We start from the raw sequence: 25,568 nt of genomic DNA, 5'->3' as shown, positions 1-25,568 counted from the left end.
ATGATCAACACGTCTCCTCTGTTGAATTACGTCAGTAGTAATCATGATATTCAAGCCATTAACCAATGGCGTACCGATGTAGAACAACAACTGCAGGAGGCGTTTGAACAAGGACAGCCCATTCGTGAGGTGATCCATACCCGTTCTAATTTTATTGATGAAGCGCTGATTTTTTTATGGCAACATGCAGGACTCGATCAAACAGATCTGAGTCTTTTTGCGGTCGGTGGCTATGGTCGCCGTGAGATGTTACCCTACTCTGACGTAGACATTATGATCTTGTCAGAAAATGATTTAACCGCTGAACAAGAACACATTGTTTCGAGTTTTATTTCCTCTTTATGGGACGTTGGTAACTTTAAACCAGGAGTTAGCGTTCGTAGCATTCAAACTTGTTTTGAACAAGCTGCCAATGATCTCACAGTCGCGACAGCATTAATCGAAGCGCGTTTGATTACAGGCAATCAGCACTTGATCAAATGGCCACGCCGTGTGGTTTCACAGACATGGACAGATAAAACCTTCTTTGATGCAAAGATGGATGAACAAGCTCGCCGTTATGCGCAACATAATAATACTGAAAGTAATTTAGAACCCGATATTAAAAATGCACCAGGCGGCATTCGCGACATCAACCAAATTGGTTGGATTGCAAAACGTCATTTCCGTGTCAATCGCATTTATGACCTCGTCCATTTAGGGTTTATTTCAGAGTTTGAACTTGGTGTTTTAGAAGAATCTGAAAATTTCCTTTGGGAAATTCGCCACCATTTACATCGTTTAACCAAACGTGATGAAAATCGTTTATTGTTTGATTATCAACGTGAAATTGCAGGTATTTTCGGCTATAAAAAAGAAGAAGGTAAACATATCAATTATCCGATTGAACAGTTTATGAAACGTTATTATCGGACTGCACAGCAAGTGTCTACCTTAAATGAAATGCTACTTGCCTATTTTAATGAGTCAGTCATTACACCACGTTTGCCCAATTATGAACGTAATATTGAAATCATCAATGAACATTTTAAATTGGTCGATGGCAAACTTGCCGTACAACATCACAAGATATTTTCTGAAAATCCGAGTGCCATTTTAGAAATTTTCTATCTGTTGGCAAATCGCCCTGAGATTCAAGGGATTCGTGCAAGAACCTTACGTTTATTGACTTTGGCGGCTAAACGTATCGACCAAAATTATCGTAGTAATCCTACTCATCAAGCCTTATTTATGGCAATTATTCGTTCACCTTATCGTTTGTATGACACGATGGTCGCGATGAAACGCTATGGTGTTTTAGGAAATTATATTCCAGCATTTGGACAAATCATGGGCTTGATGCAATATGATTTATTCCATATTTATACCGTTGATGCGCATACATTATTGTTGCTCCGTAATTTAAATCGTTTTAAAGAACCTGAATTCGCTAAAGATTATCCTGTGGTCAGCTCGGTGTTCCAACGTTTAAACCGCCGAGATATTGTGTTTCTTGCAGCCTTATTCCATGACATTGCCAAAGGTCGTGGTGGTGATCATAGTGAATTGGGTGCAGTCGATGCAATTGAGTTCTGTCGTGCACATGGTTTTACTGAACGTGAATGTAACCTTGTGGCTTACCTGATTCAAAATCATTTATTGATGTCCATCACAGCACAGAAAAAAGATATTTCAGACCCTGATGTGGTAAAAGAATTCGCTGAAAAAATTGGCGACATGGAACATCTGGATTATTTATATACCTTAACTGTTGCCGATATTAACGCAACCAATCCAAAGCTTTGGAATACTTGGCGTTCATCATTAATGCGTCAACTCTACACACATGCGCGCGATGTGATTCGCTCAGGTTTAGGGCGTCCTGTAGATTATCAAATGCTAATCGAAGACAGTAAATTCGCAGCCAGTGAAATTTTAGTCGATGAATTTGCCTTAGATGAAGTTGAAAAAGTATGGCAAGAACTGGGCGATGAGTATTTTCTTAAAGAATCAGCCGATGAAATTGCATGGCACACACGCGCCATTTTGCAGCATGGTGATAATCCTGCACCATTAGTGCTCTTACGTGCGCACCGAAAAGCAGCACAAGATGCTGTGCAGTTGTTTATTTATACACGTGATCAACCAAATTTATTTGCAACCACAGTGGCTGTACTTGATCGTATGAATTTAGATGTACAAGATGCGCGGATTATCACTGCGACCAAAGCATTTAGTTTAGATACTTATGTGGTTCTAGACCGTTTCGGAACTTTATTAACAGATCCTGATCGTGAAGAAACAGTCAAAGAAGCGCTGGTGAAAGCCTTAAGTCAGTCAGATAAATATCCTGGGGTAATGCAACGCCGTATTCCACGCCAACTGCGTCACTTTGACATTGAAAATACTGTGGATGTCAGCTTGAATGAAGCCTTACAGCAAAATATGGTTGAAATTGCAACCTTAGACCACCCAGGTTTACTTGCCAAAGTAGGTGGTCTATTTATGATGCAAGGTTTGGACATTCACTCTGCTAGAATTGCAACCTTAGGTGAACGTGCAGAAGATATTTTCTTTGTCACCAAAAAAGATGGCTCACCTTTAAATGAGGAGGAAGCTGAATTGTTTGCCTCACAGTTAAAGGCAGCTTTAGATGAAGCTTCTCATCAAGTTTCACACCCACACTAATGTTTAGTGTGATCATTTAATTTTATTTTCACATCATGGTAATTGTTTCATGAACTCAAGTTTGTCTTTATTACATCCTTATCCATTTGAAAAACTTAATCAGTTATTTCAGGATGTACAACCCGCAGCAATGCCTTTGATTCCTCTTTCCATCGGTGAACCAAAGCATCCTGCACCTGAGTTTGTGAAACAAGCGATTATTGATAATTTTAAGCATCTTTCCACTTATCCAAATAGTAAAGGTTTGCCTGAATTACGCCAAAGCATTGCGCATTGGTTAACGTGCCGTTTTAAACTCAATACAATCAGTGCAGAATCTCAAATTTTGCCTGTTTCAGGCACACGTGAAGGGATTTTCTCTTTTGTACAAGCCTTGATTAACCGAGATGAAAACCCATATGTGGTGATGCCCAATCCGTTTTATCAAATTTATGAAGGCGCAACACTACTTGCAGGTGCAACCCCTTATTTCATTAATTGTACTGAAGAAAATGGTTATTTAGGTGACTTTGATGCTGTACCTGCCGAAGTTTGGCAAAAAACAGCGCTGTTATTTGTCTGTACGCCGGGCAATCCAACAGGTGCAGTACTGTCAAAAGAACAATTTAAAAAACTCATTGCATTGTCTGATCAATATAATTTTGTGATTGCATCGGATGAATGTTATTCAGAATTATGGTTCGATGAACCTCCTGTAGGGTTACTTGAAGTCTGTGCTGAAATAGGACGTGATAATTACAAAAATTGTATCGTGTTCCACTCTTTGTCTAAACGCTCAAATTTACCTGGGATGCGCTCAGGCTTTGTGGCAGGTGATGCCACATTACTGCAACCTTATTTAAAATTCCGTACTTATCACGGTGCGGCATTGCCTGTACAACATCAGTTAGCATCCATCGCTGCTTGGGATGACGAGCAACACGTCGAAGAAAACCGTCAATTGTACCGTGCCAAATTTGAATTATTTCAAAATGAATTAGGTCACCTTTTACCTTTACAAAAACCTGATGCAGGCTTTTATTATTGGCTAAAAGTCGACAATGATGAACATTTTGCCCAAATGTTGATGGAAAAAGCGCATATCAAAGTGCTGCCGGGACGTTATTTATCTCGTGATACAGCACAGGGGAATCCAGGTGAAAATCATGTCCGTATGGCATTAGTTGCTGACATTGCACAGTGTGAACAAGTCATTCAGCGCTTAAAAGCCATTTTGTAAGCGTGTCATTTTAGAAACACCTTACATCTTTAAATTTCAGTAGATCAAGCGTTAAAAAATCTTCGACCTGTCGGGGATTTTTTTATTTCCAAAACGATTACACGATACATCAACATTTTTCATAAATTTGTCTATACTGCTTAAATGTAAATAACTCTGAAAAAACACAATGAATCATTCAGAACCTTCTTCTCATCAAGGTTTTAGTCGTAAACATTGGCTTATTTTAGCTGTTCTTATTCTTGTCATTTTAGTGACAATTTGGTGGTGGCAATCTCAAGCTAAAAAATCAGAACAAACGCTTGTCACGCAACCTGCTGAAAAAAGTCAACCTAAAGCAGCTTTAACCGTTACCGTCATTCAACCTGAACGTCAAAATTGGCAACAAACACTCACAGCCAATGGCAATATTGCCGCTTGGCAAGAAGTTGTCATCGGCAGTGAGCTGTCTGGACAACGTATTACCAAAGTGTATGTCAATGTAGGTGATCAAGTAAAACGTGGTCAAGTGCTTGCTGAAATCAATAGTGATACGATTCGTGCAGAATTAGCCACAGCCAAAGCCAATTATAAAGAAGCACAAGCTGTACTGAATGATGCAGTGATTAACAATAAACGTATTCAACAACTGCGTAATACAGGTGCGATTTCAGCCCAAGAGTCAACCCAATACCAAACTTCTCAAGCCACCGCGCAAGCACGCTTAGAAGCTTCAGATGCACAAATTAAAAGTAATGAACTGCGCTTAGCTCAAACTCGTGTCATCGCGCCTGACAATGGTGTGATTTCAGCACGCTCAGCAACGGTAGGTTCATTGGCACAAACTGGACAAGAACTTTTTCGTCTTATCCGTGATCATCGTCTCGAATGGCGTGCAGAAATTACCACAACAGATTTGTATAAACTTAAACAAGGCATGAAGGCGAAAATCATTTCTCCTGATCCCAACCAAAATGCGGTTACAGGAACAGTCCGAATGATCGCTCCTGTGATCGACCCACAAACACGTTATGGTTTAGTTTATGTGGATTTACCCCTCACGCAAGCGGTACGTATGGGTATGTTTGTTAAAGGCGAATTTGAACTCGGTGAACAATCTGCACTGACCATTCCACAGTCGGCTTTGTTACTGCGTGATGGTTTTTCTTATGTATTCGTCGTGCAGCAAAACAACCGTGTGAAACAGCAAAAAGTGACCGTTGGACGTCGTCAAAATGATTTGGTTGAAATTCTAGATTTGCCTGAAAATGTCAAATTGGTGTCTTCAGGTACAGGCTTTCTTAGCGATGGTGACTTAGTCAAAGTGGCTGCCAATATTCCTGAAACACCTCTCAGCAAACAACTGATGACTCAGCAGGAGAATTAACATGAATTTTTCTGCATGGTCAATCCGAAATCCAATTCCTGCGATTTTACTGTTTATCATGTTGGGACTAGCGGGATTGATGTGTTTTCATTGGATGAAAATACAACAATTCCCCGACATTGAACTCCCCATGGTCACAGTGACTGCGAGTTTACCAGGTGCAGCTCCACCACAACTTGAAACAGAAGTGGCGCGTAAAATTGAAAACTCGATTGCCACCATTCAAGGTTTAAAGAACCAATATGCCAATATTCAAGATGGTGTCGTGGTCATCACCGCAGAGTTTCAGCTTGAAAAACCCTTACAAGAAGCTGTCGATGACGTACGTAATGCCGTTTCACAAATACGTTCTGACTTACCGACAGATGTACGTGATCCAATTGTCAGTAAAATCAATCTATCAGGGTCACCAATCTTAACCTACACCATTCAGTCACCCCGTATGGATGAAGAGGCACTGTCATGGTTTGTCGATTACGACGTTACACGTGCGATGCTGCAAGTCAAAGGTGTCGGTGCTGTGGCACGTGTCGGTGGTGTAACACGTCAAGTTGACGTCGAAATTCAACCTGAAAAATTATTGGCACTCAATGCTACAGCCACCGAAATTACTCGACAGCTACGCCTAACCCAACAGGATGCCTCTGGTGGTCAAACGAAAATTGGCGGTAGTGAACAATCGATTCGCACCATTGCCACCGTCAAGACTGCAGATGAAATTGCAGCGATGGACATTGCACTCAATGATGGACGACATATTCGTTTAGACCAAGTTGCCACAGTAAAAGACAGCTTTGCCGAACGGCGTTCAGCCGCTTTGCTCAATGGTCAACCTGTGATTGGTTTTGAAATTACCCGAAGCAAAGGCGCAAGTGAAGTTGATGTTGAAAAAGGCGTTATAGCAGCCTTAGACAAGTTAAAAGCTGCGCATCCGGACATTAAAATCACTGAAGCATTTAACTTTGTCACACCTGTTGCTGACAATTATAAAGGCTCAATGTCCTTACTGTATGAAGGTGCAATTTTAGCGATTTTGGTGGTGTGGTTATTTTTACGCGATTGGCGAGCAACCATTATTGCCGCAACTGCACTCCCCTTGTCGATTTTACCTGCTTTGATTGGCATGTATTATTTGGGTTTTACTTTAAATGTTGTCACATTATTGGCAATGTCTTTGGTCGTCGGAATCTTGGTCGACGATGCGATTGTTGAAATTGAAAATATCATACGGCATCTACGAATGGGCAAAACGCCCTATGAAGCAGCCATGGAAGCGGCGGATGAAATTGGCTTAGCTGTGATTGCGACAACATTTACCCTGATTGCTGTCTTTTTGCCAACAGCCTTTATGAGTGGAATCGCAGGTCGTTTCTTTGTTCAGTTTGGTTGGACAGCCGCTCTAGCCATCTTTGCCTCATTATTGGTTGCCCGTTTACTCACCCCCATGATGTCAGCTTATATTTTAAAACCGTGGGTACATAAAGTCGAAGATGCACAAATAGCCACTAAAGATTCTTCAATCGATCAAGGTCAAGCTGCGCTTGCAAAAGACCGAAAAAAAGATGGTCGTGTCATGCAAGGCTATATGCAGATGGTGACATGGTGTCTACATCATCGGTGGTTAACGTTATCGGCTGCTATTTTATTTTTTATTGGTTCTCTTTCCTTAATTGGTCTATTACCGACGGGTTTTATGCCACCGCCAGATACAGGACAAACCCAAGTCCGTTTGGAGTTAACACCGGGTTCTCAGTTTAATGAAACTTTAAAAACAGCAGAATATGCACGACAGTTAATTCAGGATCATCCCGAAATCAAAAGTATTTATACCACTATTGGTGGCGGTGCTGCGGGTACAGATCCCTTTTCAGGTGGTGCATCCTCTGAGCCACGCAAAGCAACCTTAACGATTCAAATCACACCACGTAGTGATCGTTCTACAAGTTTACAAAGCATTGAAGATCAAATTCGGCAACGTCTTGCACCCATTCCCGGTGCACGTATTCAAGTCGGCTTAGCAGGAAATAATAGTCAATATCAGTTGGCGCTTTCAGGTGATGATTCAGAAAGCCTCATGGCAACGGCATTAAAACTAGAACGTGAATTACGCACTATTCCCAATATCGGCAGTATTACTTCGAGTGCAGCCTTAGTGCGCCCCGAACTGGTGATTCGCCCTGATTTTGCCAAAGCAGCAGATTTAGGTGTAACCACACAAGATATTGCAGAAACTTTGCGTATTGCAACAGCAGGAGATTTTGATCAAAACCTTGCCAAAATGAATTTATCACAACGACAAATTCCTGTGGTCATCAAACTCAGCCTCGAAGCACGCCAAGACCAAGACCTAATTAAACGGCTTATGGTTAAAGGCAGTCATGGCCCTGTCATGCTCGGCACGATTGCTGACATTAATATTGAAAGTGGTCCATCACAAATTGATCGATTTAACCGTATGCGCAATATTAATTTTAATATTGAATTGAATAATCAACCTTTGGGCGACATCACGACTAAAGTTGATCAACTCCCGACCATGCAAAATTTACCACCGACAGTGAAACGTACAGACATTGGTGATGCTGAAGTCATGCAGGAGTTATTCTCTAGTTTTGGCTTAGCCATGCTCACAGGTATTTTATGTATCTATGTTGTCTTGGTTCTTTTATTTAAAGACTTTTTACAGCCCATCACCATTTTGGTGGCATTACCACTCTCTTTAGGTGGTGCATTTGTGTTGTTGATTTTAACTAAAAGTAGTTTATCCATGCCGAGTCTTATTGGTCTGATTATGCTGATGGGCATTGCCAGTAAAAACTCAATTTTATTGGTCGATTACGCTATTATTGCGAGAAGTGAAAAAAATTACTCTCGTTTTAATGCCTTATTGGATGCGTGTCATAAACGTGCACGTCCTATCATCATGACAACCTTGGCAATGGGTGCAGGTATGTTACCGATTGCGCTTGGTATCGGCACAGATCCAAGTTTTCGTGCACCCATGGCAATTTCTGTCATTGGTGGACTCATTACTAGTACATTCTTGTCTCTCTTGGTCATCCCTGTGATTTATACCTTTATTGATGATCTTTACCGCATTATCAAAGGCTTTAAAAAGTCCAAAGCCTGAGACAGATCATTTTTGATCTATATCGTATAAACGCCTTCTTCATTTTTTAAGAAGGCGTTTATTGTTTATATGCTTTAGATCTTTTGGCAATGGTAGGGGGCTCGGTCTAATCCCTTAAAACTTTTGCAAAATTCTGGACTTTTTGCAAAGTTGCAGCTACACCTGATTGTGCCAAACACTCTACAAGCGTTGTTCCTACAATCACCAAATCTGCCTTATTTTTTAATGCTGTAATATCCTGTTCGGTTTTAATACCAAAACCAATACCAATTGGAATCGTAAAATATTGCTTTAACTGAGCAATTTTTTCATCCAAGTTTTGCTGCTGCCGCTGCATACCTGTGACCCCATTTTCTGCCACGTGATACAAAAATCCTTGTGCATTTTGAGCAATCAGTGCCAAACGTTCTTTGGGGGTTGAAGGTGCAGTTAAACAAATAAAGTGGATTTGATTCTGTTCTACATCATGTAAATATTCACTTTGATATTCATAAGGTAAATCTACAATCAACAGCCCATCAATCAAGCCTTTGGCATCTTGTAAAAATTGTTGAAAGCCATATTGCAAAATTGAGTTGACATAGCCCATGAGCACAATCGGTGTTTGCTCATCTTTCAGACGAATTTCTTTGACCAATTGTAAGGTTTTTGCCAATGTATGTCCTTGTGCAATCGCCTGATGATGTGCCGCTTCAATCACTTCACCATCAGCAACAGGATCTGAAAATGGCATACCTAATTCAATAATATCTGCGCCTGCTTGCCCAATTTGGGTTAGTAATGCGACATCACTTGAATAGTCAGGCGCCCCTGCCGTGAAATAACACACCAAACCACTACGTTGTTGCTGCTTTAATTGCGCTAAACGAACATCTAAACGATTCATCTTATACTTCCTTATTGTTATTGTCGTAATTTTTCACGCTATGCATGTCTTTATCACCACGACCACTCAAATTGACAATAATGACCTGTTCGGAATGCATGCTTTTCGCCAATTTACATGCAAAAGCAATGGCATGTGAACTTTCTAATGCAGGAATAATACCTTCTTTTTGCGTGAGTAATTTAAAGGCAGCAATGGCTTCGTCATCGGTTGCACTGACATAATTAACTCGTCCTGTTTCCTTTAATAAAGCATGTTCAGGACCTACACCGGGATAATCTAAACCAGCTGAAATAGAGTGTGCCTCAATAATTTGACCATCCTCATCTTGTAATAAATAGGTCAAATTTCCATGTAAAACACCGGGCTTGCCCCCTGACAATGAAGCTGCATGATAAGCAGTATCTAAACCTTTACCGCCAGCTTCAACACCAAAACATTGCACCTGTTTATCTTTTAAAAAGGCATGCATTAAACCAATTGCATTTGACCCCCCACCAATACATGCCACTAAAGCATCCGGAAGTTTTTGTTCTTTTAGTAAAATTTGCTCACGGGCTTCTTTTCCAATAATTTTTTGAAATTCACGTACCATCATCGGATAGGGATGTGGCCCCGCGCCTGTCCCGAGCAGATAATACGTACTGTCTACATGACGAATCCAATCCTGTAAGGCTTCATTCATGGCATCTTTTAAGGTTGCATTGCCTTTTTTCACACTGTGGACTTCTGCACCTAACAATTTCATCCGCTCAACATTCATCTGTTGACGCTGTACATCTGTCTCCCCCATAAAAATGACACATTTCATGTTAAATAAGGCACATACTGTCGCCGTTGCTACGCCATGCTGCCCTGCACCTGTTTCAGCAATGATGCGGCTTTTCCCCATTTTGCGTGCCAATAAAATCTGTCCAATACAATTATTGATTTTATGTGCACCTGTATGATTTAAATCTTCACGCTTTAAATAAATTTTTGCACCACCACACAAAGCTGTTAGATTTTTTGCATAAAATAATGGACTTGGACGCCCGACAAAATCATTTAATAATTGCTGATATTCAGCCCAAAATTGAGGATCATGTTTGATTTCATTAAATGCAGTTTCAAGTTGATTAATTGCTAACATCAAGCTTTCAGGCATATATTTACCACCAAACTGCCCAAAACGCCCAAGTTCATCTGGTCCATCGCCTGTATATAAATCTGTCATTACCACGATCCTATAACTTTATGATGGTTATTTTATGGATTTTGTAGAATATTAAAATTGATATAAACTCAGATCATTATGTGAAAAAAACTAACATCATGCCTAAATATCAACTTCCACCACTCAACGCACTACGCATGTTTGAAGCTGTAGCACGTCATAGTAGTTTTAGCATGGCAGCAGATGAATTATGTGTCACACATAGCGCAGTGAGTCATCAAATCAAACAACTTGAGGCTTGGGTTGGAAAAAAATTACTGATTCGTCATGCACATGGTGCAACCTTAACTGTAGATGGGCAGGCATTATTTAGTAGCTGTGTACAACTTTTTAGCGGATTAGATCAGTGCCTTGAACAAATCCGTCAACAACCCACACCACATGAATTAGTTTTAGCTGCGCCCACAAGCTTTATGGCACATTGGCTAATTCCTAAATTAGAAAATTTTGAAGCGCAATATCCTGAAATTTGCATCAAACTGATGAGTAGTAATAATCTAAAATTATTCGAAAAAAATCAAATTGATGCGTTAATTCTTAGCCATAGCCAACTGGATAAACTCCCAGAACATATTCAAAATATTACTTTATTTCAAGACCGGATCGGACCTGTATGTACACCACAACGTGCACGAAAATTACATCACATTTCCGATATTTTTCAGCATACGCTATTACACACCCAATCCAACCAACAGGCTTGGCAACTGTGGGCGACACAACATAAACTCGATATTTCGCAAGCCAAACAACAACGCTATTTTGAACATCTCAATTTGATGATTGAAGCGGCGGCATCCGATCTTGGCATTGCCATCGCACCGCAGAGTTTAGTGGAAAAAGAACTTTTAAGCGGACGGTTGATTGCTCCATTTGGCTTTGTCGAATGTGGTTTATTATTTTCTTTATGCTACCTAAAAAAATCAATAAAAAATGAGCATATTCAATCGCTACAACATTGGCTAATCACGCAAAATTCAAGCGCATGTTCTGCTTCATTATAGTTGCCATCCCATTTTTACATGCAACCATACAACTAAAATACCGCCCACAACAGTTGAGCAAATCCATAAACATAATGCGAGTAATATTCTATAAAAAATACGCTCAATTTTATCGTATTTTTGAAACAAGTCTAATGTCGCACATAGCCATATTAAATACATCACCACAAAGAAAATGACGTTAAAAATGAGATTAAAAATACCTGAAAAATGAGGAATGATTTCATATACAGTCATAAAATCAACCGCAAACCAAATCAGCAAAATCAGGCTTGCAACCCCAAAAAATCTCAACGTCATTTTCATCTTATTTTTCTTATCATGTTAAGGTGTTAAACACGACTTAATAAGCCGCTACAGTTAAAAACATTATATTCTTTAATCACAAAACTCGAGTGCAGTGCCACGACAAACTCAATTTTACCAATCCTTTTCAGTAAAATTTCACTATAGTTTTCCATATCTTTTGCAACGACTTCGACTAAAAAGTCCGCCGACTGACCTGTTACTAAAAATGCATTAATGACTTCGGGAATATTTTCTAATTCTTCTAAAAATTTTGCAAAAGTATCGGTGTCATGTTTACTGAGTGAAACTTGTAAAATCACATGTAATTTAAAACCTAATTTCTCGTAATTAATATCACGTTTTAAATTGGTCATAATATCTGTTTCGATTAAATGCTTAATACGACGATGTACAGAACTGACCGATAAATTGATCCGCTCAGATAGCTCATTTAGATTAATATCTTCATGCGTCAAAATTTCTAAAATTTGCTTATCGTAACGATCCAGTTCCATTATTGACTCCAGCTTAGCCCGTATTTAATCATCTGTATTTTTGAATCTAATCGTCTTTTTGGATTGATTTAAAATTCATTCTGATCTTCAGTATATCGCAATGTTTCTGAAAAATTTTTTCTTATTATGGTCTTTTTAAGATAATTTTTTCCAAATTTTAATATTTATATCTCAAATACCATCGTTATAGAACACAATATGTATATGAAAAAATCAATCATGAATATTTGTGGTAGATCAAAATCATCTTAATTCAATCACATCTTAATTCAATCACATCATACTCAAAATAAAATGATCATTTTCTAAATTTAATGCATGATCATTTTTTCAAATAATCTAGTCCTGTAAGCAAAAACGCATAACTCGATTCTACGAAATTCACCCTCATATTATTCACTGACTGACATGATGATGTAACGATTAGATCCCGCGCCAATCGACTCGTGCGTTCCGCTCAGTCATATAAATACGCTGTACATATTGCCCTATTGGCAAATTCAGCAACTCATTTTTATAATTTTTAACCTCTTCCGATACACTTTGCTCAGACTCAACTTCCCACGGTGTTCCATTTAAAAATAACAAGGGTGCAAGCATAGAACAGACGGCAATGTCTGCCAAACCTAAGCGATCGCCCACCAAATAGCGACATTGATTTTCAACAAGTTTGCTATTGAGTTGTTGCGTAATTTCATCGATTTTACGTTTAGATTCAGCAACTTTTTCCACATCCAATTGATAGCTTTTTGAAACCAACGTTTTTAAAATAGGTTTGGAAAATTTTTCGAATTGGCGTAAATAACCTTTTTCACCCAACATAATCTCTAAAGGTTCATCACTGGTCGATAAAGCCTGTGCTAAACCCCAACGGCGTACATGTAATCCCAATTCATTGGCAATCGCATTGATTTCTAATGCGTGTTGACGAAGTTGCGTATCTAAACGAAGCAAAGTATGTTCTGGATACTGATCATCTAAATACAATGCAATTTGGGTAGAGTCGGCAATCCAGCGCTCACCATCTTTTAAAATCGGTAGTTTATTTTGCCCTGTTTTCAATTGAGCAAATGCTCGATGCACCCCAGGCATCATATTTTGTGCTACAAAATCGATTTCTTTATGATCAAGTAACCAACGTGCTTTTTCACAGTAATGCGACAAAGGAAATTGGTAAAGGGTGCGCATATAATCTCCAAATTATTTTTTTAATCAAAGCTTTAGAATAATACCAAGCGATTACATCTACTTTAACTTTTCACTTAAAAAATTACAATGTACTTTTTGTTCAAAAAAATGGGCAATTATTCAAATTGTCATCATCAATTTATATGAGTTTAATCAATCTTTATTCTTAAATTGAATATGAGTTTCTCAACGCGACCCACTTTAATCGCTTGAAATTAATTTTCACCATACTAAACAAATACTTAACTTATAATTAAAAAATATTTTTTATGCAATTTTAATTTTAAAACTTTATTCATATAAGAATAGCATAATAGTTCGTTTAATTTTTCATGCTTTTGTGCTTAGCGTTTTGATATCTATTGAAAGGTATCGATATGACTCATATTAATTCAGCACAACTTGCACATCACATTGAAAATGATCAACAAGCGATTAACTCTGCTTTTCAAGTGGCTGATTTTGCATTGGTTGAAAGAAATATTCGTGATCAACAACGTATTTTACCCGTTGATGTTATTGAGCAATTTAGTCGAAAAGGGCTAGGTGGAATTCGCATTGCAAAAAAATATGGCGGTGCTGAAGTGTCTAATAAAACTTTGGCGCATGTTTTTCGTATTTTAAGCAAAGCTGATGCAAATGTTGGACAGATTCCTCAGAATCAATTTGGTTTACTCAATGCCATTGAAAGTATTGCAAGTGAAACGCAAAAACAGTTTATATACAGCGAAATTTTAAAAGGTAAACGCATTGCTAACGGTGGGCCTGAACGTTATAGCAAAGACACAAAAACCATCGAAACGCGTTTAAGTTTTGAAAATGGTCAGTACTTTTTAAATGGTGAAAAGTTCTATTCCACGGGTTCATATTTTGCTGATTATTTAGCCATTCGCGCCCTCCATCCTGAAGGGCATATTGTATTAATTATTATTGATGCCAAATCTCAAGGAGTTGAAATTGTCGATGACTGGGATGGTTTTGGTCAGCGCACTACAGCGAGTGGCACAGTTCGCCTTAAAAATGTTGTGGTCAATCCTGAATTGATCATGAATGAACACGTATTAGCAGATGCAACAAAATACCGTGGGGCCTATTCACAGCTCATCCAAGTCGCAATTGATGTCGGGATCGCAGAAGCCGCATTTGCTGAAACTATTTCTACTATTCATAAAGCACGCCCAATTGTTGATGCTAATGTCGAAAAAGCCAGTTTTGAAGCCTATACCTTACAAGAAGTTGGCAAGTTAAATGTGTTATTGGATGCTGCCATTTTACTACTCGATGAAGCCGCTGAATATCTTGATGAACTGGATTTCCTGTCACAAAGTACTGAAACAGGTATTAGTGTAGAACAAGCCAGTAAAGCCTCAATCATCGTGGCAGAAGCTAAAGTCTATGCCAATGATGCGGCACTGATCATTTCAGAAAAATTGATCGAACTCGGTGGCAGTCGCTCAAGTTTAGAAACACATAATCTCGATCAACATTGGCGTAATGCCCGTGTTCATACCTTACATGACCCTGTGCGTTGGAAATTTTATGCAATTGGTAACTACTACTTAAATGGCATCCAAAACCAACGTCATGCATGGATTTAACGGTTAAAGAATCAGGGAGAATCAAATGACCACATTTCAAAATATTAACAAAACTTTAGAAACTCAAAACCAACCTTTTGGCAAAGCACACATCATCAAAACGGATGCAGAAGCGTTGGAAATTGCGCAAAACTTAAGCCAGCAATTTAAACAAAATGCGGTACTCCGTGATGCTAATCGTATTTTACCTTTTGATGAAATTGAAGCCTTTAGCCAGTCTGGTTTATGGGCGATTACTGTACCCAAACAATACGGCGGTGCTGAGGTCTCAAGTCTTACGGTTGCAAAAGTCATTGCATTGTTCAGCGGTGTTGATGGTTCGATCGGGCAAATTCCGCAAAACCATTTTTATGCTTTAGAAGTATTGCGCAATAATGGTACAGAACAACAAAAGCAGAAATTTTATGCAGAGGTTCTTGCAGGTGCACGTTATGGCAATGCTTTAGCAGAATTTAAAACCAAAACGGCTGCCCAAAAGCATAGCCATATTACGCAAAGCCAAAATAAAAATCAGCACGGATACGTGGTAAATGGTGAAAAATTTTATTGCACAGGGAGCTTATTTGCTCATCGTATCCCGACATTGGTGCGTGATGATCAAGAGCGTGAGTTTTTAGCCTTTATCTCAGCGGATGCTCAAGGCGTACAACGCATCAATGACTGGACAGGTTTCGGGCAAAAAACCACAGGTAGTGGCACGGTTAAATTCAACCAAGTCTTTGTCGAAGCTGAACATGTGGTTCGATTTGATACTGCCTTTACGACTCCAACCCTAGTCGGTCCATTTGCACAAATTATGCATGCCGCCATTGAAACAGGGATTGCACGAGCTGCATTTGAAGAAACCATTGAACGTGTAAAAAAAGCGCGCGCTTGGATCGATTCCAATGTTGAACGTGCAGACCAAGACCCACTCACCATTTATGAAATTGGTCGTGTGGCTGCGGATGTTCGTGCCAGTGAAGTTCTTTTAAAACAAGCGGCTCAGTCCATAGATGCAGCCAAGCCCCATCCATCAGATGAAAACATCGCAAAAGCCTCAATTGATGTTGCAAAAGTACGTGCACACAGCACTGAAACAGCGCTCAAAGCATCGTCAAAATTGATTGAACTTGCAGGTAGCCGCGGTAGCCAACGTACCGATGGTTTAGATCGTCATTGGCGCAATGCCCGTGTGCATACCCTACATGATGCATCACGTTGGAAATATTATTTTATTGGGAACTATGCTTTGAACAATATCCTTCCACCACGTAGAGGGACATTGTAATGACGCAATTAAATCAAACTCCCGAAAATCATAACTCGAAAAAACAGATCCTACTCAATGCATTTGATATGAACTGTGTTGGTCATATCAATCATGGACTATGGACACACCCACGAGATGAATCACATCGTTTTAATGAACTGAGTTATTGGACTGATCTTGCTAAAACTTTAGAAGATGGTTTATTTGATGGCTTGTTTATTGCCGATATCACTGGGGTTTACGATGTTTATCAGCATGGAATTAATCTGACTTTAAAAGAATCCATTCAGTTACCCAGCCACGACCCTTCTACTCTTGTTTCAGCAATGGCAAGCATCACTCAAAATCTTGGTTTTGGTGTTACGGTGAATTTAAGTTATGAATCGCCTTATCAATTTGCACGGCGCTTTGCGAGCTTAGATCATCTTACACAAGGTCGTATTGGTTGGAACATTGTCACAGGTTATTTAGACAGCGCCGAACGATTAATTGGTCAAAAAGGTTTAAAAGACCATGATCTACGTTATGAACAGGCTGAGGAATTTTTAGAGCTTTGCTATAAGTTTTGGGAAGGTTCTTGGGAAAATGATGCTGTCTTAAAGGATAAAACCAATCGTATTTTCACTGACCCTAATAAAGTCCATAAAATTCAACATCATGGCAAGTTTTACCAAAGTGAAGGCGTATTCCAAGTTTCACCATCTCCACAACGTACGCCTGTTTTATTCCAAGCAGGTGCTTCACCACGTGGCTTGGCATTTTCAACCCGTCATGCAGAATGTGTATTTATCGGTGGTGATCAACCTGAAAAAATTAAACAGCAAGTCGATAAAATTCGTGAATTAGCAATACAACAAGGGCGAAATCCTGAAGATATTAAAATCTTTGTTGGCATCACCGTGGTTACGGCAGAAACTGATCAATTGGCGCAAGAAAAATTAGCAGAATATGCAAGCTATGCAAGTCCTGAAGCAGGTTTGGCTCATTTTTCAAGTTCTGTGGGTATTGATCTTTCCAAATATGCAGATGATGAAGCCATTCCCTACCAACAAACCAATAGCATTGCGTCAGTAAATAACAAGTTTAAGGAAAATAAGATCACGCCCAATGATCTAAAAGCACAGCATAAACTTGGTGGTCGTTATCCTTTGATCGTTGGCAGTGGTGAAACTGTAGCAAAACGCCTAATCCAACTGATTGATGAAACTGGGATTGATGGCTTTAACCTAACACGAACTGTCGCACCTGAATCTCACCATGATTTTATTCGATTGGTGATTCCTGAACTTCAACAACGTGGCAGATTTAAAACTGAATACGCCAGCGGAACATTAAGAAGCAAAATTTTCAATCACGGCGATCATTTAACAGCACAACACCCTGCCTCACACTTTCGATGTCAAAGCTCAACCGATAAACAAAACACCGAGCCAAATTCGGTAAATGTGCATAAGCAAAGTGCTTAATTTATTTTTTTCATTCGATTTTTAATTTATAGATTTAACAGATTTCGGGGAACTTTATGACTCAAACAAATTCTTCTATACACAATAATGCATCCAAGAATAAATTTATTATTCTCGGCATTATCATCATCGCAGTGATTGCAGGGCTTTTCTATTGGAAGCATCATAAAAAAGCAGGCTCTGAAGAAATCACTATTGGTATTAGCCCGCCTTTTGCTGTGCCTTTACAAGTTGCTGTAGATGAAGCAAAACAAAAAGGGATTAATGTCAAACTGGTTGAATTTTCAGATTGGAATACACCCAATATTACGCTGAATCATGGCGATATTGATGCCAATTATTTCCAACACCAACCATTTCTAAGTAATGCACTGAAAGAAACAGGCTTTAAACTCAAACCGATTGCGACAGGTGTTGCAACCCATGTCGGTTTATATTCTAAAAAGTACAATTCTTTAGACGCTGTACCTGAGAATGCACGTGTGGTTATTCCAAATGACCCAGTGAACCAAGGTCGAGCATTGTTACTTTTACAACAAGCAAAGCTGATTATACTCAAAGATCCTGAAAATCATTTATCAAATCTACAAGATATTACAGCGAATCCTAAGAAGTTCAATTTTATAGAAGTTGAAGGGCCACAAACTGCACGTGCTGTAGATGATGCTGATTTAGTATTTAGCTACCCACTTTACTTACGTCTTGCAAAAACCATCGACCCCAATAAAGCTCTCCTTTTAGATGACAATACCAATACCCGTTATGCCATCTTGTTTGTCGTAAAAGATGATTATGAACAAACCCATCCTGAAAAAGCTGAACAGCTCAAAGAATTTATCAAGATTTACCAAACTTCAGACAAAGTTAAACAAGCTTTGAATGATGATGTTGGTGAAAAACTTTGGTTTGCAGGTTGGAAATAAGATCATGTCGCAAACATCTAAAGCAAATTTAAAGAAAATCCTGATTGGCGTTGCTGTCATAGTTGTTATATTGGGTTTAGCTGCCTGTCGCTATACCCAAAAGACGCAGCAAGATAACGTACTTACCATTGGTATTAGCCCGCCTTATGCAGAGCTTTTACAAACCGTTGCTAATGAAGTTGAAAAAGATGGTATTCATGTCAAATTGGTCGAATTTTCAGATTGGCAAGCCCCCAATGTTGCAGTTCAAAATCGTGATATTGATGCTAATTTTTTCCAACAAAGTGTATTTTTAAAAAATGCCATAAAACAGACCAATTATGACTTGCACGCTTTTGGGGTCGGAAGTGGTAGTCATGTCGGTTTATATTCAAAACAATATAAATCTTTAGATGCATTGCCACAAAATGCACGTGTGGTGATTCCAAGTGACCCTGTAAATTCTGCACGAGCACTGATTTTGCTAGATCGAGCTGGACTTATAAAAATCAAAGATGTAAATAACGAACTTTCAACCCTACAAGATATTGTATCCAATCCTAAACAATTGAAATTTTTAGAAGTTGAAGGTCCTCAAACCGCTTTGGCTTATGACGATGCAGATTTAATTTTCGGCTTTCCTCACTATTTAAATATGGCAAAAAAAGCTGATCCACATAGCGCATTATTTTTAGACCCTATTGATAAAAAATACGCCATTCTTTTTGTAACGCGTACCGATTATCAAGACCAAAATCAAAAGTTAGAAAAATTTATTCATGCTTTCCAAAACTCACAAAAAGTCCGTGAAATCTTAGATAAAGATTTCGGAAAAGATATGTGGTTTGCAGGCTGGAAATAAGGAGAATTAAAATGGTGAGTTTCGGTTCAAAGGTGGATTTTTCAGTTCCACATATTAAAATCCGTAACTTAAATAAATATTATGACGGACAAGATCAACAGATCCATGCGCTAAAAAATATTAATCTCGATATTCCCCAAGGAAAAATTTTCGGCATTATCGGTAAAAGTGGTGCAGGAAAATCCTCACTCATTCGCACTTTAAATGGTTTAGAACGTATTTCTGAAGGCAGTATTCATATTCATCAACAGAGTTTATCTGAGCTGAGTCATGCTGAACTCATTCAAACGCGACAAAAAATTGGCATGATTTTCCAGCATTTCAATCTCATGTCAGCTAAAACAGTGTGGGAAAATGTTGCACTGCCTTTGAAAATTTCAGGTGTAAATAAAGTTGAAATCGAAACACGTGTCAATGAAGTTTTAAAACTGGTTGGCTTGGAAAATAAGGCACATAACTACCCTGCTCAATTATCTGGTGGTCAAAAGCAACGTGTTGGTATTGCACGGGCACTGGTACATCACCCTGAAATTTTACTTTGTGATGAAGCCACCTCCGCACTTGATCCTGAAAGTACTTCGGTGGTTTTAGCTTTATTGAAAAAAATCAATCGTGAACTCGGTATTACCATCGTTTTAATTACCCATGAAATGCAGGTGATTCGTGAAATCTGTGACCAAGTTGTGGTGATTGAACATGGTGAAATTGTGGAATCTGGTCAGGTCTGGTCAGTATTTTCAAAACCACAGCAAAAAATCACACAAGAACTGCTCAATCTTGAACAATTGGATTTACCCTTCCAAGTGAGTCGTGACTTACAAGAGGATTCAACACATCGCATTTTAAAACTACGTTATGAAACCGATCCAAAGCATTCACCCGATTTAACCAAATTGTTTCAAGTTTTTGAAAGTTCAGTACATTTGTATCAAAGCCATATTGACAGCATACAAGGACATTTGATTGGCACGCTCATCGTAGGTATTGCTCAAACCGATCTCGATCTTGAATTTTTACAAGAAAAATTAAAACATGACATCGCACAAATAGAGGGACTAGGCTATGCACGACCAACTCATTGATTTATTACTCACAGGTACGATTGATACTTTAATTATGGTCGGTGTTTCTGCATTGGTTGCCTTTTTAATCGGCTTGCCTTTGGCTGTGATTTTGGTCAATACCTCTGAACAAGGCATTTATCCATCAAAAAAAATTAATCATGCTTTAGGAACTGTGATTAATATTACTCGTTCAGTGCCATTCTTAATCTTAATGGTGGCTTTAATCCCTTTGACCCGTTGGATTGTCGGTACAAGTTATGGGGTTTGGGCGGCGGTTGTTCCACTGACTTTAGCAGCAACACCTTTCTTTGCGCGTATTGCAGAAGTGAGTTTGCGTGAAGTTGATCAGGGTTTGATTGAAGCAGCTCAAGCCATGGGATGTAACCGCAAACAAATCATTTGGCATGTGCTCCTTCCTGAAGCCTTACCGGGCATTGTGGCAGGTTTTACCGTAACCATCGTCACCATGATTAACTCCTCAGCGATTGCAGGTGCAATTGGTGCTGGCGGTTTAGGTGATATTGCCTATCGTTATGGCTACCAGCGCTTTGATATGCAAATCATGGTTGCAGTGATAGTTGTTTTGGTGGCACTGGTCATGTTGGTTCAAGCGTTTGGAGATCATTTGGCGGGTCAGTTGGATAAAAGGAAGGTTTGATTTTAGATTGCTCATCTATTTGTTTAAAGATACATTAGATGAGCAACTATTTTGATTAAAAAATAACGCAATCTTTGAATATAAATGACGATTACCCTATTCAAATAGGTTTCTCCTCCTTATACAGACAATGATTTATATGCAACGGATTTATTAGATCGAGTTTGTCAGTTAACATAAAAGATAAACGTGATCATTCATCAATATTTCCCGTTGAGTTTTTGATGATCGGCTCTAAATAATAGTTCAGCAAATCCAATTTCGAATCATCTAAATGTGTTTTGATTTGATCAACAACCTCAATAAATTCAGCCAACGGAATCACTTTTAAAAGCTTCAAATAATATTGATCAGATGCATGCGGAAGTGTTTGTAAATAATATTCCAAAATCGCCTTACGTTCGAATTTCTTCCATGTATCACTAGCAATTAAAAAATAGGCAATATAATAATCTTTGGCACTGATTGGGTAATGCTCAAAAAGCCACTGCAAACGTGAAGAACGCTCTACTTTGCGAAACTCCAATTTTATTTGTTCGATGTATTCCTGCAAATTGAAAGTCGCCATTTTTATATACGCAGCCCTGTGTCATTTTTTGAATGCTTTAAATCTTAAGTCTTAGACCTGACTTTGTCATGGCTTTCATGTAAAATCATCCACAATTTTTAGATAACACTTTGTGAGTCATTTCATGGGTTTTAATTGCGGTATTGTCGGCTTGCCGAACGTTGGTAAATCTACACTTTTCAATGCATTGACTAAAGCTGCTATTGCTGCGGAAAACTTCCCATTCTGTACCATTGAACCGAACACAGGCATCGTACCTGTACCAGATCCACGTTTAGACAAATTAACAGCGATTGTAAAACCACAACGTGTCATTCCTACAACAATGGAATTCGTTGATATTGCAGGTTTAGTTGCAGGCGCATCTAAAGGTGAAGGCTTAGGTAACCAATTCCTTGCCAACATCCGTGAAACAGATGCTATTGCACACGTCGTTCGTTGTTTTGAAGACGAAAATGTGATTCACGTAAATGGTAAAATTGATCCTTTGGATGATATTGCAACCATTAACACAGAGCTTGCACTTGCTGACTTAGACACCATTACCAAAGCAATCACACGTTTAGCAAAATCTGCAAAAGGTGGCGATAAAGAAGCAATCGCGACTAAAGCTGTTTTAGACAAAATCTTGCCTTTACTAGAAGAAGGTAAACCTGCGCGTGCAGCTGACTTAGATGACGATGAGCGTAAACTTGTGCGTGGTTTTGGTTTAATGACTTTAAAACCGACGATGTACATTGCCAACGTTGCAGAAGATGGTTTTGAAAATAATCCACATTTAGACGCTGTTAAAAAATTAGCAGCTGAAGAAAATGCAATTGTGGTTCCACTTTGTAACCAAATCGAAGCTGAAATTTCACTTCTTGAAGATGAAGATCGTGCTGAGTTCCTTGAAGCTTTAGGTATGGAAGAGCCTGGATTAAATGTCGTGATTCGTGCAGGTTATGGTCTTCTTGGCTTACAAACCTATTTCACAGCAGGTGTACAAGAAGTCCGTGCTTGGACAGTGAAAATTGGTGCAACTGCCCCTCAAGCTGCTGGTGTGATTCACACTGACTTTGAAAAAGGCTTCATCCGTGCTGAATGTGTCGCTTATGATGACTTCGTTCAATTCAACGGCGAAAACGGCGCGAAAGAAGCAGGTAAATGGCGTTTAGAAGGTAAAACATATATCGTTCAAGACGGTGATGTATTACACTTCCGCTTCAACGTTTAATTTCCCAAGCGCTCATTTTGTCTTTAAAGCATCCTTCATGGATGCTTTAATTTTTAAATCCTTAAAACAAACTTAAGCAACTGTAATATATAAAATTTTTAATATAATTAAACAACAATATATAGCTAACACCCTACATTCATTTATCTTATATTTGCTTTAAGGTACTTTCACCTTATTTCATGCAGGTCTAATAATGAAAAAACTCACACAACTTTGTTCAGTCGGCATTCTTGCTACTTTATTAAGTGCTACCGCATTTGCCTGCCCCAAAGGAACAACACTCTCAGGTGGCACAGGACCTAAACATAAAGGAGGAAAATGCGTTCTCATTCAAAATAATCAGCATTCAACCAAACAACAAATCACTCATAAAACAACAGCACAACCGCCTGTTCATAAAGTATGAAAATACGCTACATCCGCAAACAAAAAATACACATACACCAACTTAATACCTAAGCTATGTTTCATTGCTGAAAAGCATGACTTATTATCATAAATCAAATAAAAAACCCCAGTTGAAACTGAGGTTTTTTTGTTTAAATTAAAGTATAAAATTACTTAATTTTTGCTTTCGATTTTAAATATTGCGTATAGTCATCCAATAATTGCTGACCACGCATTCTTTGATAAAGCTGTGTTAACTCTTTCGCTTCTGTAGGATCTAAACTATCTATAGATGCTTTTTTCACTTCAGCCACTGCAACCACCACCATTTCATTAGACAATGATGTCGTCGTTACAGACCACATACCTGCTTTCGGTGCAGGTACACTAAAGGCAGCACGCTCAATTTCACGTTTTAAACCCTGAGAACGAGTAAATGTTCCCGCAGATTCAAAATGAAATGGATATTTTGCTAAAACTTGCTGTGCAGGTAATTTTTTGAAATCCTCAAGCATTGCTGCAATTTTCGCTTTTGCAGCTTGTGCCGCTTTCTCTTGGATCAATTTCGCTTTTACACGTGCTGTTGCTTGTGCTAAAGGCTGTACACCTGCTGCATGATACTCACGTACTTTCACCCAAACCGTATTACCATCTTTCAATTGAATACTGCTTGATACGTTTTTATCACCATTTTTCACATCATCGCTAAATATTTTTGCTTTGACACTTGGATCAGCCAATACCGCATTGGTGGTTGCAATCGTCACTGCTTTTGCAGATTCTATTTTTGCAGCTTTCACTTCGCTTGGAATAATGTCTAAAGCATCATTACTCACCACTTGCTCATTTAGACTATTCACTGTATCTGCAAATAAATTCGCAGATTTAGACTTTAATACTTCTGCTGTTAAGTCCGCTTTTTTCGCTTCGAACGATGGAATTTCGCCCACAGTAGAATGTACTTCAATCAGATGATAACCATATTGCGTTTTTACAGGACGCGTAATTTCAGCATTTTTTGCAGATTTCACCGCATTATCAAAGCTACTGCCAAAAGCACCTTCGATATAATCTAATGTACCACCATTGGTTTTAGATGAAGGATCTTCAGAATATTGAGCAGCAGCTTGCGCAAATGTCATTCCACCTTTAATTTTTGCATACACATCATTGGCTAATTTTTCAGCTTGCTGTGCATCACGATTATCTGTGGTAATTAAAATATGCTTCACATCACGTTTTGCATTTTTCTTTTGCTGCTCGACAAATGCTGCATATGCTTTATCTAACTCAACTGCAGAAACCTCTGTGCTCGCTTGTGGCAACATTGCAGGCGTTAAAAGTACATAATCCACATCAACAGATGCCACCTGTTTAAATTTATTTTGATGTTTATTGTAGTAATCTGCAATTTCTTGATTTGAGACTTTTACATTTTGCTTATATTCATCAAGATTTACGCTTGCCAAATAAAGGTTGCGTTGCTCAGTCTGTAAATTGGCAATTTGTGCTAAGTCTAATTTACTGACTAAGGCATTGTCTGTAAATGTACTCATCAACATTCTTAATGCATGATCTTGACGAAGATTTGCAATCAAGCCTGCACTTGTTGTGCCTACAGAACGTAGATAGTTTTCATACAAAGCTTTAGAAAATTGACCATTTTCTTGAAAACTCGGTTGTTGTGCCAACATCTGTTCAATTTGCGCATCACTTAACGAGATGCCCAATTTTTCAGCTTGCTGAACCAACAAAGTACGTGCAATTAAACTATCTAAAGCTGTATTTTGAATGAAAGAATTATTTAATAAAGACTCATCCCCATTGACCATTGTCAAATATTGGTCTTTTAAACCTTTGGTCTGTGCTTCTAAATCTTTTTTAGATATTTCTTGACCATTTACAGTCTTCGCCACATCTGCTTTATTTCCCCCACTAAAATAACCTTCGATACCAACTAATGCTAATGGAGTTAAAAATAAAACGAGTAGGACTTTTCCGAGCCAACCTCTTATGACTTTACGAAACGATTCCATAAATCTTCCAATATTTTATTTGCTAGGGAGTTTAACTGATATTCAGATCTGAATGAATGTACTCAGCCCAATTAATT

At 38.6% G+C, this 25,568-nt stretch carries 21 protein-coding genes; 14 read left to right on the top strand and 7 right to left on the bottom strand.

Translation table 11 applies throughout. The features are described 5' to 3' along the window. The 4 genes from glnD to HUV91_RS02990 all read left to right on the top strand — a co-directional run bounded on the left by glnD (position 1) and on the right by HUV91_RS02990 (position 8,382). Positions 1-2,667 (top strand): [protein-PII] uridylyltransferase, encoded by a 2,667-nt coding sequence (gene glnD / locus HUV91_RS03005; RefSeq protein WP_174492475.1) that lies wholly within the window; start codon positions 1-3, stop codon positions 2,665-2,667. A 49-nt stretch (positions 2,668-2,716) separates the two neighbouring features. Then, positions 2,717-3,886: a succinyldiaminopimelate transaminase gene (dapC, locus tag HUV91_RS03000; RefSeq protein ID WP_174492474.1), complete on the top strand. Its 1,170-nt coding sequence runs from the start codon at positions 2,717-2,719 to the stop codon at positions 3,884-3,886. 169 nt (positions 3,887-4,055) lie between these two features. Further along, on the top strand, positions 4,056-5,252 hold the full coding sequence (locus HUV91_RS02995; protein WP_130073298.1) for an efflux RND transporter periplasmic adaptor subunit: 1,197 nt from the start codon (positions 4,056-4,058) through the stop codon (positions 5,250-5,252). A gap of 1 nt (position 5,253) precedes the next feature. After that, positions 5,254-8,382: an efflux RND transporter permease subunit gene (locus HUV91_RS02990; protein WP_174492473.1), complete on the top strand. Its 3,129-nt coding sequence runs from the start codon at positions 5,254-5,256 to the stop codon at positions 8,380-8,382. A gap of 106 nt (positions 8,383-8,488) precedes the next feature. On the opposite strand, the gene trpA is transcribed toward HUV91_RS02990, so the two are convergent. After that, positions 8,489-9,268: a tryptophan synthase subunit alpha gene (gene trpA, locus HUV91_RS02985; RefSeq protein ID WP_174492472.1), complete on the bottom strand. Its 780-nt coding sequence runs from the start codon at positions 9,266-9,268 to the stop codon at positions 8,489-8,491. A gap of 1 nt (position 9,269) precedes the next feature. Further along, positions 9,270-10,484: a tryptophan synthase subunit beta gene (gene trpB, locus HUV91_RS02980; protein WP_174492471.1), complete on the bottom strand. Its 1,215-nt coding sequence runs from the start codon at positions 10,482-10,484 to the stop codon at positions 9,270-9,272. 98 nt (positions 10,485-10,582) lie between these two features. Between trpB and HUV91_RS02975 the strand changes: the two genes are divergently transcribed. After that, positions 10,583-11,488, top strand: coding sequence for a LysR substrate-binding domain-containing protein (locus tag HUV91_RS02975; RefSeq protein WP_174493579.1), 906 nt, complete (start codon positions 10,583-10,585; stop codon positions 11,486-11,488). Here the strand turns inward: HUV91_RS02975 and HUV91_RS02970 are convergent. The 3 genes from HUV91_RS02970 to HUV91_RS02960 all read right to left on the bottom strand — a co-directional run bounded on the left by HUV91_RS02970 (position 11,483) and on the right by HUV91_RS02960 (position 13,479). Further along, a complete protein-coding gene (locus HUV91_RS02970; RefSeq protein WP_130073294.1) occupies positions 11,483-11,794 on the bottom strand; it encodes a hypothetical protein in 312 nt (103 codons plus the stop codon). The two genes, HUV91_RS02975 and HUV91_RS02970, sit on opposite strands and share 6 nt — an antisense overlap. Before the next feature lie 26 nt (positions 11,795-11,820). Continuing rightward, positions 11,821-12,291, bottom strand: a complete 471-nt coding sequence (locus tag HUV91_RS02965) for an Lrp/AsnC family transcriptional regulator (protein WP_065993943.1) — start codon at positions 12,289-12,291, stop codon at positions 11,821-11,823. Between the two features lie 423 nt (positions 12,292-12,714). After that, positions 12,715-13,479 carry a glutathione S-transferase family protein gene (locus HUV91_RS02960; RefSeq protein WP_130073293.1) on the bottom strand — a complete coding sequence of 255 codons (765 nt, stop codon included), beginning with the start codon at positions 13,477-13,479 and terminating at the stop codon, positions 12,715-12,717. A gap of 377 nt (positions 13,480-13,856) precedes the next feature. On the opposite strand from HUV91_RS02960, the gene HUV91_RS02955 reads away from it, so the two are divergent. The 7 genes from HUV91_RS02955 to HUV91_RS02925 are packed head-to-tail and all read left to right on the top strand — an operon-like array spanning position 13,857 to position 21,281. Beyond that, the gene (locus HUV91_RS02955; protein WP_174492470.1) at positions 13,857-15,077 is read left to right on the top strand and encodes an SfnB family sulfur acquisition oxidoreductase; all 1,221 of its coding nucleotides are present in this window, start codon (positions 13,857-13,859) and stop codon (positions 15,075-15,077) included. Between the two features lie 25 nt (positions 15,078-15,102). Continuing rightward, a complete protein-coding gene (locus HUV91_RS02950) occupies positions 15,103-16,347 on the top strand; it encodes an SfnB family sulfur acquisition oxidoreductase (RefSeq protein WP_174492469.1) in 1,245 nt (414 codons plus the stop codon). Beyond that, positions 16,347-17,795: an LLM class flavin-dependent oxidoreductase gene (locus HUV91_RS02945; RefSeq protein ID WP_174492468.1), complete on the top strand. Its 1,449-nt coding sequence runs from the start codon at positions 16,347-16,349 to the stop codon at positions 17,793-17,795. The genes HUV91_RS02950 and HUV91_RS02945 overlap by 1 nt, the downstream gene beginning before the upstream one ends. Before the next feature lie 56 nt (positions 17,796-17,851). Further along, a complete protein-coding gene (locus HUV91_RS02940; protein ID WP_174492467.1) occupies positions 17,852-18,718 on the top strand; it encodes a MetQ/NlpA family ABC transporter substrate-binding protein in 867 nt (288 codons plus the stop codon). A 4-nt stretch (positions 18,719-18,722) separates the two neighbouring features. Further along, a complete protein-coding gene (locus HUV91_RS02935; RefSeq protein ID WP_174492466.1) occupies positions 18,723-19,559 on the top strand; it encodes a MetQ/NlpA family ABC transporter substrate-binding protein in 837 nt (278 codons plus the stop codon). Positions 19,560-19,570: 11 nt separating this feature from the next. Next, on the top strand, positions 19,571-20,641 hold the full coding sequence (locus HUV91_RS02930; RefSeq protein WP_174492465.1) for a methionine ABC transporter ATP-binding protein: 1,071 nt from the start codon (positions 19,571-19,573) through the stop codon (positions 20,639-20,641). Then, complete coding sequence (locus tag HUV91_RS02925) at positions 20,622-21,281, top strand: methionine ABC transporter permease (protein ID WP_130073286.1); 660 nt, start codon at positions 20,622-20,624, stop codon at positions 21,279-21,281. The genes HUV91_RS02930 and HUV91_RS02925 overlap by 20 nt, the downstream gene beginning before the upstream one ends. A 193-nt stretch (positions 21,282-21,474) precedes the next feature. Here HUV91_RS02925 and HUV91_RS02920 read toward each other — a convergent pair whose 3' ends face one another. Then, positions 21,475-21,849 carry a hypothetical protein gene (locus HUV91_RS02920; RefSeq protein WP_130073285.1) on the bottom strand — a complete coding sequence of 125 codons (375 nt, stop codon included), beginning with the start codon at positions 21,847-21,849 and terminating at the stop codon, positions 21,475-21,477. A gap of 124 nt (positions 21,850-21,973) precedes the next feature. On the opposite strand from HUV91_RS02920, the gene ychF reads away from it, so the two are divergent. Both ychF and HUV91_RS16725 read left to right on the top strand, forming a co-directional pair. Continuing rightward, a complete protein-coding gene (ychF, locus tag HUV91_RS02915; protein ID WP_130073284.1) occupies positions 21,974-23,065 on the top strand; it encodes a redox-regulated ATPase YchF in 1,092 nt (363 codons plus the stop codon). Between the two features lie 196 nt (positions 23,066-23,261). Next, positions 23,262-23,474, top strand: coding sequence for a hypothetical protein (locus tag HUV91_RS16725; protein ID WP_130073283.1), 213 nt, complete (start codon positions 23,262-23,264; stop codon positions 23,472-23,474). 151 nt (positions 23,475-23,625) lie between these two features. Here HUV91_RS16725 and HUV91_RS02905 read toward each other — a convergent pair whose 3' ends face one another. Continuing rightward, on the bottom strand, positions 23,626-25,491 hold the full coding sequence (locus HUV91_RS02905) for a SurA N-terminal domain-containing protein (protein WP_174492464.1): 1,866 nt from the start codon (positions 25,489-25,491) through the stop codon (positions 23,626-23,628). Positions 25,492-25,568 lie beyond the last annotated feature (77 nt).

The organism is Acinetobacter sp. Marseille-Q1623, assembly GCF_902809895.1.
Classification (GTDB): Bacteria; Pseudomonadota; Gammaproteobacteria; order Pseudomonadales; family Moraxellaceae; genus Acinetobacter; species Acinetobacter piscicola_A.
Note: the sequence above shows the minus strand (reverse complement) of the source record. Positions and strands in the feature narration are given on the sequence as shown.